We start from the raw sequence: 256 nt of genomic DNA on the forward strand, positions 1-256 counted from the left end.
TCACTGCCGTGATCTGTTCCTGCAGGCTGGCCACGCGCTGTTCGCCCAGCGCGTGGATCTGCTGCGGGGTAAGCGGGCTGGCGGTGCTCTGGACGATGTTCTGGGTGTACCACGCCACGCCATTGGGCAGTGCGGACAGCCCATCGGTTGTCCGGGTGGCCGGCAGGTATTCGGTGGCGATGAAGCCGCGCAGCGCGCGGTAGGCCGGCATCAGCCGGTACTCGAACATGCGCTTGTAGTCGGCGGTGATGCGCGC

1 protein-coding gene is annotated in these 256 nt (G+C 67.2%); it reads right to left on the bottom strand.

The features are described 5' to 3' along the window. Window positions 1-256, bottom strand: a 256-nt coding sequence (locus ACQG3P_RS20465; protein WP_426806067.1) for a DUF885 family protein, incomplete at both ends; no start/stop codon positions are given.

The sequence above is a fragment of the Stenotrophomonas sp. SrG genome, from assembly GCF_050031795.1.
GTDB lineage: Bacteria > Pseudomonadota > Gammaproteobacteria > Xanthomonadales > Xanthomonadaceae > Stenotrophomonas > Stenotrophomonas rhizophila_A.